The organism is Bacillus sp. Bwzl_19, assembly GCF_054900515.1.
Genome location: NZ_CM142729.1, coordinates 1,762,926 through 1,775,716 on the forward strand (window position 1 = coordinate 1,762,926; position 12,791 = coordinate 1,775,716).

Sequence of the window (12,791 nt, forward strand, 5' to 3'; positions counted from 1 at the left end):
TTTGCAAAACACGGAAGATCTTCTTTACAAACTATTGGCAGGCCAGCTGAAATCTGTCGGATTTTTTACAGAAAACAAGACGCAGCCTGTATTGCAGGGGTTTTACGGCAGGTGGCTGGAAGAAAGCATCTCCATCTTGGTGCAAAATGGCTTTTTAAAACAGTCAGGCAGTACGTATGTGTTAACGGGGCCGATAGAGCATGCGGACGTGCTGTGGCAAGAATGGGATGAAAAGAAAGCTCCTTTACTCAAGGACAGCAGCAAACAGGCGATGATCACATTGGTGGAGACAGCCCTCAGAGCTTTGCCGGATATTTTATCCGGCAGAGTTTCTGCCACTGATGTTCTGTTTCCTGATTCCTCAATGGAATTGGTGGAAGGAATCTATAAAAATAATGAAACGGCAGACTACTTTAATGAGGTGCTCGCTGACACATTGACAGCTTTTATTGAAGAACGCCTGAAAGAAGACCCGAACGCAGAAATCCGGATATTAGAGATCGGAGCGGGTACGGGCGGGACAAGCGCGACCGTTTTTAAAAGATTAAAAGAGTACAAGCATCACGTAAAAGAATATTGCTATACCGATCTGTCAAAGGCCTTTTTCCTGCATGCTGAAAAAGAATACGGGCCCGACAATCCGTATTTGACCTATAAGCGGTTTAATGTGGAAGAGCCGCCGGCTTTGCAGGATGTAGACGCGGGCGCATATGATGCCGTGATTGCGGCAAATGTGCTTCACGCGACAAAAAATATTCGGCAGACGCTTCGCAATGCCAAAGCCGTGCTCAAAAAGAACGGGATTTTGCTATTAAATGAGATCAGCAGCCATTCGGTTTATTCTCACCTGATATTCGGTCTTTTGGAAGGCTGGTGGCTTTATGAGGACGCCGAGCTGCGCATCCCCGGATGTCCGGGGCTCTATCCTGAAGCGTGGCAGTCTGTGCTGGAAAGCGAGGGATATCGATACGTTACATTTATGGCGGAATCGTCACATCAGCTCGGTCAGCAGATCGTGGCGGCAGAAAGCGACGGCGTCATCAGGCAAAAGCAGCCGGACGCGCAGGCCGTTGAAGAAATTGCGGCTTCCAAAGAGCCGGCTGAATTCACAGAACCGGCTTCCTCAGTCACAGACGGACGGTGCAATTCATAAAAGAAACGTTAGCCAAGTCGATAAAGCTTGCGCCCGAGCGAATTCAGCCGGAAACCAGCTTTGAAAAATACGGCATCGACTCCATTTTGCAGGTGAATTTTATCCGTGAATTGGAAACATTGACTGGCGAGCTGCCGAAAACGGTCTTATTTGAACACACGAATACGAAAGAACTTGCCGAGTATCTGCTGGACACTTACCCCGATAAGCTGCAGCAGGCATTTGGAGCTGAACAAGCGCCCCCTGAAACGAAGAAGCAGGAACCCGTAATAGAGGAACCGGTGCCGCTTGTAACGGAAACACGGCGATTTATCACTGAACCGAAAGAGGCGGAAGCGCCCAAGCCGGACACAGAAACCGCCGACACTAATCGCTCTGATCGGGATGACATCGCCATTATCGGCATCAGCGGCCGCTACCCGGAGTCCGAAACACTTGATGAGCTGTGGGAGCATTTAAAAGCCGGAGACAGCTGTATTACAGAGGCTCCGAAAAACAGATGGAAGTCGGGCCTTCTGAAAACAATGGCAAAAGAAACACGAAAAGAAGACCGAAAAACACGGTACGGCGGCTTTCTGCAGCATATTGACGCTTTTGACCATCACCTGTTTGACATCAAGGAAGACCATGTGATGGAGATGACACCTGAGCTCCGGTTAAGCCTTGAAACCGTATGGGAAACATTTGAAAACGGGGGCTACTCGTTAGAGAGATTAAACAAGTGGCAGGAAGCAGACAGCGGCATCGGTGTTTTTATGGGCAGTATGTACAATCAATATTTTTGGAATATCCCGTCATTGGAAAAAGCAGCGCTCAGCTCTAACGGAGGGGATTGGCACATCGCCAACCGGATTTCTCACTTTTTCAATTTAACGGGTCCGAGCATGGGCGTGACGACCGCATGCTCCAGCTCACTGAGCGCCATTCATCTCGCCTGTGAAAGCCTGAAGCTTAACAGCTGTTCCATGGCAATTGCCGGAGGGGTTAATCTCACGCTTGAACCGTCTAAATATGATGCGCTCGAACGGGCGAATTTGCTTGAACAGGGAAGTGAAAGTAAAAGCTTCGGAACAGGCACGGGTCTGATGCCGGGCGAAGGGGTCGGGGCGGTGCTCCTGAAGCCGCTCTCCAAAGCGGTTGCCGACAAAGACCATATTTACGGCGTCATTAAAAGCAGCGCGTTGTGCCATAGCGGAGGAAGGCAGATGTATACGGCGCCGGATCCGAAACAGCAGGCGAAGCTCATGGCGGCTTCCATCAGCAAGGCCGGAATAAATCCGGAAACAATCGGTTATGTTGAATCAGCGGCAAACGGCTCGGTATTGGGAGATCCGATTGAGGTCATTGCCCTGACAAACGCGTTCTCGCAATATACCGATAAAAAACGTTTTTGCGCGCTTGGATCCGTCAAGTCAAACCTCGGCCATTTAGAGGCGGCCTCCGGCATGTCCCAGCTCGCAAAAGTGCTATTGCAAATGGAGCGGGAAACGTTAGTTCCGACCATTAACGCTAAACCGCAAAATCCGAATATCGCGCTTGAACAAACAGCCTTTTACCTGCAGGAAAAAACCGAGCATTGGGAGCGTATGAGGGATGCCGGGACGGGAGACATCATACCGCGGAGAAGCATGATTAATTCCTTCGGGGCAGGCGGGGCATATGCGAATCTGATCATAGAAGAATATATCAGTCCAGATTTCCATCAGAACCGCAACAGCTCTGAGGAATATATTTTCCCTGTGTCAGCGAAAACGAAATGGAGTTTTGAAGCCTATCTTGACAGACTGGCGGCCTTTTTAGAAAAGACGCCATCTCTTCATCCGGCCGCTGTCGCATCCGCGCTACAAAAAAGAACGCATCATTCGGAGTACCGGGCGGCATTTACGGCTTCAACCGTTCAGGAACTGGTGAAAAAGCTGGCCGCTTACCGCTTGGATCAGCCGAATCTCAATTTCTCCGATTCTGCTATCGCCAATCGTGCGCGGCAATGGGAAAAAGGAGAGAATATCGCATTTGATCAGGTGGAGCAAGAGCACGCCGTTCATCTGCCGGCCTATGCTTTTGACCACCGGACTTCTTTTCATTTCGGTGAAGCAGAAAACGCGGCCGGCGTTCAGGCGAAATACAATGATGATGATCCATATGTGCAAGGGCATCAATTCAACGGAGAACCTGTACTCGTCGGCGCTACATACAAAAGTCTGGCGGCCGAGCAGTTTTATCATCTCTTTCCCGATGCAGAAGGAGGACAAATTAAAAAACTGAATTACGTCAATCCCATTACCGTAAAAAAAGGCGATCGCATCGAGCTGAAAACAGAATCAAAACAAAACGGGGATGCTTTTGAACTGCGCATGATGTACCGCAGCCGTACATCTCCTGATTGGAGCGCAGCGGCGTATGCCGAGTGCAGTCCGTATCCGTTTCAGAAGCGGCACGCGGATCTGGCGGCCATTCAGCGCTCTTACAGTGAAGTGGGACGGATAGATGAGTTATACGGAGACGGAACGGGAACCGTCGTGTGGGGAGAAGAATTTAAAACGATCACCCGCCTATACAAAGGCACTGATGCCGTTTTAGCAAAGCTGAATCTGAACAATGGCGACTCGCAAAATTATGCTATAAATCCGTTAATCGCCAACAGTGCTTACTTGTCCGCGCTTTCTTTATTGGATCAAGCGGATGCAGAAAGCTATCTGCCGTTCGGCATTAATTCCGTCACCTTCGGCAGCCCGGAAAATCTCACCGATTGCTGGCTGCACATCAAGCTGGCCAAACAAACAGGGGAGATGATCCTGTTTAACGCAGATGTAATCAACAGCCGGTCTGAAGTGGTTATGTGTTATGAAGGCTATGCCCTGAAACGGTTCCGCCCGGAAGCGTTTCAGATGAATCAGCCGGCTCGAACGACTGTGAAAAGCGCGGGAGAATCGATTTCTGCCGGCAGTCTGACAGATCATATCCGCAGCTATGTCCTTGGCAAGCTCGCCAAGATGATGGATGAACCTGCGTCATCCCTGCGTTCTGATGCTAATATCATGGAATTGGGGCTTGATTCCGCAAGCCTGATCGGACTGACAAAAGAGATCGGCGAAGAGGCAGAAATCGATGTGAATCCAACATTGTTTTTCGAGTATCCTACGGCGGAAGAGCTGACCCGCTACTTTGCGTCAGCACATGAGAGCAAATTTTCTCAATTGCTTGCCGATCACAAGCATACAGAAGAGGCTTCGGTAACAAAAGAAGCGCCAACTTTGCCGAAGGAACAGCATCCACCCTGTGATAACAGTAAGATCAAGCAAGGAATCGCCATTATCGGTATGTCAGGTCAGTTTCCGCAATCTCCGGATATCCAGTCTTTTTGGGAACACACCGTAAACGGAGATCACTGTATTTCAGAAATTCCGGCGGAGCGCTGGGACTGGCGCCGTTACGCCGATGATGAGGATGACACAAGCCTCAGATGGGGCGGTTTTATTGACGGAGTCGGAGAATTTGACCCGCTCTTTTTCGGAATTTCTCCTAAAGAGGCTTCGCAAATGGGGCCTGAGCAGTTTCTGCTCTTGATGCATACGTGGAAGGCAATGGAGGATGCGGGCCTGACCAATAAGGCGTTATCAAGTAGACCGACAGGCGTTTTCGTTGCCACGGGCAATAGCGACCCAAACAATGGAACATCCATTCCGTCCATCATTCCGAACAGGATATCATATGCCTTGAATTTACAAGGGCCGAGTGAATATTACGAGGCTGCCTGCACGTCAACGCTTGTGGCATTGCACAGGGCGGTTCAATCGATCCGTCATAACGAATGTGAGCAGGCTGTCGTGGGCGCCGTCAATATTCTGCAGTCACCGAAGGGCTTTATCGGATTTGATTCAATGGGATATTTAAGCAAAAACGGCCGGGCGAAATCTTTCCAAAAAGATGCCGATGGTTTTGTCAGAAGTGAAGGGGCGGGCGTTATCATCGTAAAACCGCTCGAGGCGGCAATTGAAGACGGTGATCACATTCACATGGTCATTAAAGGAACCGGGGTGTCTCATGGCGGTAAGGGCATGTCGCTTCACGCGCCGAACCCGGCGGGAATGAAGGCCGCGATGAAAAAAGCGTACGAGGGCACCGATGTCGATCCGCAAACCGTCACATACATTGAAGCCCACGGCATTGCCTCCGAAATGGCAGACGCGCTGGAGTTCAATGCCATCAAAGCGGGCTACGGCGAGTTTGCGAATGAGGAGGAAAGCGCGCCTTGTTATATCAGCACTGTGAAACCTTGCATCGGCCATGGCGAACTCGCTTCCGGACTGGCAGCCCTTATGAAAGTGGCGATGGCCATGAAGCATCATACTATCCCGGGCATTCCCGGCTTTACAGCTGCAAATGAGCAAATGACCATTCAGCAAAGCCGCTTCCGTTTCACCGAAGACAATCAAGAATGGACACAGCTCACCGACGATAATGGCAGTCTGATTCCGCGCCGGGCCGCAATTAACAGCTATGGCTTCGGCGGCATGAATGCGCATGTCGTCTTGGAACAGTACAGCCCTCGTCTGAAAGACACGGAATCTGCACATGAACCGCAGCTTATCGTGCTTTCTGCTAAGAGCGAAGATCGGCTTAAGGCGGCCGCAGGTCAGCTGGCTGCTTTCATACAAACTGAATATATTCCGTCATTGCGGGATATTGCTTACACGCTTCAGACCGGGCGTGAGGCGATGAACTGCCGCCTGGCACTCGTTGCCCGCAATCAAGATGAACTGCTGGAAAAACTGACAGATTACAGAGAGTTTTCCGAAGAAAGCAAAGGAATGAAAAGCTTCTTTACAGGCAGTCAGCAGACTGGATCAGGAGATATCGGGGTTTTACTGGAAGGGACACTCGGTACAGTCGTTACGGAGACGCTTCTGGCAGAAAATAATCTGGAAAAGCTGGCGTTTTGCTGGGTTAAAGGCGCGGACATTCCATGGGACAGACTCCACCAAGGTAAACCTGTTCGACGAGTCCCGCTTCCGACATACCCTTTTGAAAAACACAAGTATTGGAAAGGCGGTCGGACAGAAGACATCAGCCTTCCGCCGGTTTCACAGAACCCTCAGTCCCGCCGCGGGGATGCGGCTGACATTGTGGCTGACATTTTGGGGATGGATGCGGCGGAAATTGATCAAAATAAGCCGCTGACTGAATACGGCTTCGATTCATTCTCCTGTATTCAGCTGCTGAAAAAACTTGAGGACGCAGACAGCCGCATAAGTCTGGAAGCTCTTCAGAACTGCGGTACTCTTCAGGAGCTCAACGTGCTGTTAAAAACGAACCAATCGCAAGGTGCGGGCGGGAATTTTCCCGAACTCGTCAAACTGAATGAAAAGGAAACAGGCCGTCCTGTTTTTTGGTTTCACGGAGGAACGGGAGGCGTTGAAGCGTATCAGCCTTTCGCCAAAAAGAGCCAGCGCCCTTTTTACGGCATCCAGGCAAGGGGTTTGACAGGGAAAGACCCGCTGCAAGGAATTGAAGAGATGGCCGCTTCTTATGTGAGAATCATCCAAGCTGTACAGCCGAAAGGCCCATATGATCTTGGCGGATATTCCTTGGGCGGCATGCTTGCATATGAAACAGCGCGCCTCTTGCAGGAGAAAGGGCATACGGTGAAAAGCGCCGTCATGATCGATACCCCGTACAGTGAAAAATGGAAAGAAAGAAAACCATCTATCAAGTCAGTCATGCTGCAAACGATCAATACGATGCTTACGGCATATCTCAAGCCTGAAAACCCTGAAGAGGCATTAATCAGCAGGGAAGACATTACCGTTCAGGCTGAGGAAGAAGATGTACTGAAAGAATTGATCACACTTGCCAAAGAGCGCGGCCTGCCCAAATCAGAAGAAGCGATACGGATGCAGCTGGAGCAAATGATGAAGACGCAGCTCGCTTACGGAATGGAAGAGTATGACATGAAGCCGCTGCCTCATCCGGAAGCGCTGCAATGCTACTATTTCCGAAATAAAAGCGGTTTGTTTCTCGGGGATCTTGAACGTTATCTCACAGCAGAGGAAGAACAAATTCCGTTAGACTATGATGCGTATTGGAAAGAATGGGAACGGCAGATAAAACAGTTTCACCTGCTGGACGTGCATTCTTCCAATCATGTTACAATGCTGACGGAAACAAAGCCGCAAAACGCCATTAAGGCATTTTGCGAAAAGCTGTACGCAAACAAAGGGACGATAAGCGCCAATTTTCTTAAATCTTTCAGGAAAAAGCTGGACGAAACAAATGAGTTGGTAAAACGGTAATAGAGAAAGCTGCCGGAGCAATCCGGCAGCTTTTTTGCCTAAATCAGAACTAAATTTACTATGTACTAAATATTCATATAAATTTATTGTTTCCTGTTTATAAGACATTTAAAAAGCCCCCAAAAAGGGGGCGGGTATCAAAATTTGACAGGCAATGTTTCAAGCCCTCTTAAAAACACATTTTTTCTCCATGTCAAATCCTCGGACGAGCCGTTCAGCTCTATATTCGGAAACCGTTTTAAAAGCGCATTAAAGGCAATGGATGCTTCCATCCGGGCGAGCGGGGCTCCGAGACAGAAATGAATGCCGAAACCGAAAGAGATATGACGGTTCGGTGTTCTCGCCACATTTAATGTATCGGGTTCATCGAAATATTCCGGGTCCCGATTGGCTGAACCGATGCCGATAAAAATCATATCGCCTTTTTTAATGGAAACATCTTTATACGTGAAATCTTCAATCGCCCATCGATTCGCCATCATGATGACGGGAGAGGTATAACGCAAAAGCTCCTCGACCGCCGTCTGGATAGTGTCGGGCTGCCGCTTTATGTTCTCCAGCTGGTCTTTGTGGAGAAGAAGCGCCAGTGTGCCGGAGCCGAGAAGGTTAACCGTTGTTTCAAGCCCGGCGACGACTAACAAAAACAGCATGGAATACAGCTCTGATTCACTCAGCTTTTGGCCGTCCTCTTCTGCGTAAATAAGCTTGCTTGTCAGATCCTCACCCGGGTGGTTTCTTTTTTCTTCAATCAGTGTTTGCATATATTGTTTAAACTCTCTGAGCGCCTGGTTGGTCGCATCTTGTCCGCTTTCTGACGTGTCGACCATCGCGCTTGTCCACACTTGAAATTTGGCACGGTCTTCTTTCGGAATTCCGAGCAGCTCGGAAATGACGATAAACGGGAGCGGTGCGGCGAAATCTCTCATGATATCAGGATCTGCTTTTGTTTCCATTTCATCCAGCAGCTCTTCTGTGATCCGTTCTATCCCGGTGCGAAGCTGCTCAATCATCCGGGGAGTGAATCCCTGATGCACCAAAGATCGAAGGCGTGAATGATCGGGAGGGTCTTTTGCCAGCATATGCTCTGATACAAAATCTATATCTTCACTGACATTCAGCTTCGCGATCAGCTCCTTCGGCATGACCCGTTTGACATCTCTTGTAATTCTTCCGTCCTTTAAAAACGCCATACAATCATCATAACGTGTGATGAGCCAAGCCGGAAAGGTGCCTCCGAAACGCTGCAGTTCGAATTTATGTATAGGATCCTGCTCTCTGAATCTGCTTAGTACCGCAAAAGGGTTTTCGTGAAACTCGGATGAGTGTGGGTGAAACATTATTTTTTCCATCTTGATTTCCCCGCCTTCATGTTTTTGAAAAAGACATAACAAACAGCCGGTGCCTGTCGACCGGACGGCATTCCTCCTATTATCCGCCGAAGAACCTGATTACAACGGCTCATAAGTATGTCTAAACTATATAAGGAAACAGAAGCCGGTTCAACAGACAAATCGTAAAGCCGCCATTTTCGTTGATTATCAACAAAACAACATACTTTTTTTTCCATTCCATCATGTGCGCTAAGTCCGGCTAATATACATATTTACGCTTCATATCAACTTCTTAAGGAGGCTGTGAATGGCTGCGTTTATGAAATGGACGGCAAGTCTGCTTTTGGTGATCTTTCTTCAGTTCGGCTTTATGGGCGCCGGCATCCATTCGGAGAATACTGCTGAAGCTGCATCCCGATATGATCATGTGCTGTATTTCCCGCTGTTAAAATATCCGGAGACGGGGAATCATATAAAAGATGCCATTTCGGCAGGGCATTCTGACATTTGTACAATTGATCGCGGCGGAGCTGAGGAAAGAAGGAAAGAATCATTGAAAGGCATTCCGACAAAGCCTGGGTTTGACCGTGATGAATGGCCGATGGCAGTCTGTACGGAAGGCGGGGCAGGGGCTGACATCAGATATGTAACCCCTTCGGATAATCGCGGAGCCGGTTCATGGGTTGGAAATCAAATGAGCGGATATTCCGACGGTACGAGAGTATTATTTATCGTTCAGTAACCTTCTCCGGTTCGCCGGAGTTTTTTTGCTTTGAAAAAGAGGCGTGCCGGCTGGACATATGAAATCGCGAAGAGTAAACTTATATGTTGGAAATCGGCATGAGAAAGGATTGGATCACATTGACAGTGACTACATACCGAAATATTGCACTTTTGCTTCTTTGTTTAACTGCGGGAATTGTGGATGTGATCGGTTATTTAAGTTTAGGGCATGTCTTTACCGCCAATATGACGGGGAATATCGTTCTGTTCGGCCTTGCGATCGGCAATTCATGGCACCTTGCCGTACTCAAATCTTTAACCTCGTTAATCGGATTTATTGCCGGCGTTATTGCCGCCGCCGTGCTTGTCGGCAATAAAAAGAAGTCATTCTGGCCGCCTGCCGTAACTGCGGCTTTGGTTATTGAAGGAGCTGTTTTGCTCCTGTTTGCTCTGTTCTCTTGTTTTTTTGCAGAGAGCATTTCTGTTTATGTGCTGATTATGCTGCTCAGCTTCGCAATGGGAATGCAGACGACAGCCGCGAGAAAACTTGGTGTAGCCGGGATTTCCACGACCGTATTAACGGGAACGCTTGCTAATTTTTTTGAAGATCTCACCGCAAGGTTTTACAAATCGGACAAGCGGAAGCAGTTTACGAGAGATGCTGTTTTGCGCGCGCTTGCCTTGGTGCTGTATTGCTTCGGGGCGGTCATTGGCGCCTTTGCCGAACCGGATTATAAATTTGCCGTTATCTGGCTCCCGATTATCATTATTTTAGGTATTATGCTTTGCGCATTCACGATGTTCCACGGTTATTCGGAAGAAAAAAACCAATAAAAAAACGCCGCTGATTCAGGGCGTTTTTTTCGTTTTATTGCTCTTGTCGGGTCCCGATTGTATAAACGGCCCGATCTGTATGTACCTTTAATCCGTTCTGCTCTTTTTGAATGGTAATGTCACCAAGCAAAGGGATTTCATACGCATCTTGAGGGAGCGGTACATTGCCTTCCTCCGTATAGGTTGTGCCGTGCCCTTTTAAGACGAGTTCTTCGTCCGCTACATAGTCATCGGGATGATTTGTTCGGCGGACGAGAACATCATCAAGGTGAAGCATGATTTGATCCATATCAGAAATCTCATTCCGGCTGTCTGTCAGCTCTCCTTTTCTGATATCAAGCGTTTGTCCGATTTGCTTTTGCAGCCATTCAGACAGTTCGGTGTTTGTGAGTGCCATTGTCATTCCTCCTTTTATCTACACCATACTTATTCCCTATTTTTTCAGAAATACACTGTCTTGCATTCATCTTTTATTCTGACAGCAGGATATGAAGAGTTCCGAGTTTCTTCATTATAATGTTTCTGCTGTTTACTGAAAAACGGGGTCATCTGCTGATGCAGACGATCCCGTTTTCTCATGAGAAAAAGGTTATTCTTTCGGTACGGCGTTTTCGGCGTTCACTGCGCCTGCTCCGTAAATGTTCGGATCTTCATTTGTCCATTTATCCGGACTTTGTTTGATCAGTGTTTTCACTTCGTCAGGCGTAAGCTGCGGGTTCTGCTGAAGGATTAAGGCGGCGATGCCCGCACAGATCGGAGTGGCCATGGATGTGCCCGACAAACTGAAATACAAGGACCCTACACGGTTTGATTTTTGTAATTTGTCAAGATATGAACGCGGAGAACGAAGGGATACGATATCGACTCCGGGTGCAAGAATATCAGGCTTCTCTTTTCCGTATACCGTCGGGCCGCGGCTTGAGAAAGAAGCAATCGTATCATCTTCATTGCTCGGCGTATCATTGTCATCATAGGCGCCTACCGTGATGACCTTCTGACTGACGCCGGGGCTTGAAATCGTTTGTGCTTCCGGACCGGAGTTGCCCGCGGCGACACAGACGACGATTCCTGCGTTCCATGCTTCTTCAACGGCCTTGACGAGCGGATCATCCGTTTCTTTGTCATATCTGAGCGCTTCTCCGCCCAGCGACATGCTGATGATCCGGATCGGGTTCTCGGTGTATTCTTTATTATATTGTATGCACCATTCCACTCCTTCAATGATATCAGCCAAGGTTCCTGATCCTGATTTGTTTAATACCTTGACACCGATCAGATTGGCTTCCGGCGCCGGTCCTTGATATTTTCCGGAAGAGGATGCGCCGCTGCTCGCAATATCACCGGCGCAATGAGTGCCGTGGCCATTGTCATCATACGGTTCTGTCCTTTGGTTTACAAAGTCGGCAAATCCGGTAATTCTGCCTTCTAAATCGGGGTGCTGATAGATTCCGGTATCAATAACGGCAACGGTTACGCCTTTCCCTGTTAATACGGTGCCGTTTCGGGTCACTTCTTTTGCATGGGATGATTCCGCTGCCGTATCAAGAAGTGCTTTTACTTCACGGTTTAAATAGATTTTACGGATATCCCGGCATTGAGAAAGAAGCATATGAAGGGCGGACGGGGTGACTTCCGCGCTGCAGCAATTAAATGTTTGAAACTGCTTTTTTATAGTGCAGCGTTTCTCATTTGATAGGACCTGACCCGTGCTGTGAAAACCGGATTCGTGGCATCCCTCTTCGAATTCAATGATGACTGACATTTTCTTTCTGTTTTTTACCTTCTCTTCGAAAAAGCTGTGCAAAAAGCAAGGCGTCCATTTGAAAGGTTTATATAACTGTAATACGTTTTCTCTGAGCGGCCAGTCCAGTTTATGAGCATTTGACCGCACCATTTGTACCATTGAGTAACCAAACATATATACTTTTCCTCCCATTCTGGCGATTCTCTCTATACCATATGAACAGGCTGTATGTTCGGTCAGTTTGTTTGTCCTTCAGAGAGCTGGTTACTTGCGGCTTTTTCAGATGAAAAAGAAACGAATAAGTTGAAATCGAACACTTGTTCGTTTATAATAAAGCCGACAGAAGGAGGTATAAATATGAACATGATATTGAGACATTCCTTGGAAAAGCAGCTTCCAATTGATATTATATATATGAAAAAAGACGGCTCGATTTCAAAACGGACCATTATTATTAAAAAAGGGGATGAGCGGGCTGTGAAGGCATTCTGCTGTACAAAAAGGCAGATGAGAACCTTTTTGACGGAGTCCATTCTGTCCTGCGCATTTGCTTCGGGAGGCGGATCTGCATTTTTAAGAGCGTATTCTTGATGTTTTCTGTTTCCTCTGTCAATCTCCCGTCCGTGAAAATTCGGGCATTCCTCCCTTTTTTTTTGCCTTCTCTCAACCTTTTTTCACTGATGCCCGGCATCTGAAGGCTTGAACCGTGACAA

At 48.1% G+C, this 12,791-nt stretch carries 6 protein-coding genes and 1 pseudogene; 4 read left to right on the plus strand and 3 right to left on the minus strand.

All coding sequences use genetic code 11. The annotated features are described in order from the left end of the window. Position 1: 1 nt before the first annotated feature. Positions 2-7,446, plus strand: a pseudogene (locus tag ACW5MY_RS09215) (beta-ketoacyl synthase N-terminal-like domain-containing protein). A 137-nt stretch (positions 7,447-7,583) separates the two neighbouring features. Here ACW5MY_RS09215 and ACW5MY_RS09220 read toward each other — a convergent pair. Further along, positions 7,584-8,795, minus strand: coding sequence for a cytochrome P450 family protein (locus tag ACW5MY_RS09220; RefSeq protein ID WP_013352340.1), 1,212 nt, complete (start codon positions 8,793-8,795; stop codon positions 7,584-7,586). A gap of 352 nt (positions 8,796-9,147) precedes the next feature. On the opposite strand from ACW5MY_RS09220, the gene ACW5MY_RS09225 reads away from it, so the two are divergent. Further along, positions 9,148-9,519: a NucA/NucB deoxyribonuclease domain-containing protein gene (locus tag ACW5MY_RS09225; protein WP_232469737.1), complete on the plus strand. Its 372-nt coding sequence runs from the start codon at positions 9,148-9,150 to the stop codon at positions 9,517-9,519. 83 nt (positions 9,520-9,602) lie between these two features. After that, positions 9,603-10,334, plus strand: a complete 732-nt coding sequence (locus ACW5MY_RS09230) for a YoaK family protein (protein ID WP_013352342.1) — start codon at positions 9,603-9,605, stop codon at positions 10,332-10,334. A gap of 34 nt (positions 10,335-10,368) precedes the next feature. On the opposite strand, the gene ACW5MY_RS09235 is transcribed toward ACW5MY_RS09230, so the two are convergent. Next, positions 10,369-10,731, minus strand: a complete 363-nt coding sequence (locus tag ACW5MY_RS09235; protein WP_013352343.1) for a hypothetical protein — start codon at positions 10,729-10,731, stop codon at positions 10,369-10,371. Between the two features lie 192 nt (positions 10,732-10,923). Then, entirely contained in the window at positions 10,924-12,252 is a 1,329-nt protein-coding gene (locus ACW5MY_RS09240) for a S8 family peptidase (RefSeq protein WP_013352344.1), read from the minus strand. A 183-nt stretch (positions 12,253-12,435) separates the two neighbouring features. On the opposite strand from ACW5MY_RS09240, the gene ACW5MY_RS09245 reads away from it, so the two are divergent. Further along, complete coding sequence (locus tag ACW5MY_RS09245) at positions 12,436-12,669, plus strand: hypothetical protein (protein WP_014471844.1); 234 nt, start codon at positions 12,436-12,438, stop codon at positions 12,667-12,669. The last annotated feature ends 122 nt before the right edge of the window (positions 12,670-12,791 follow it).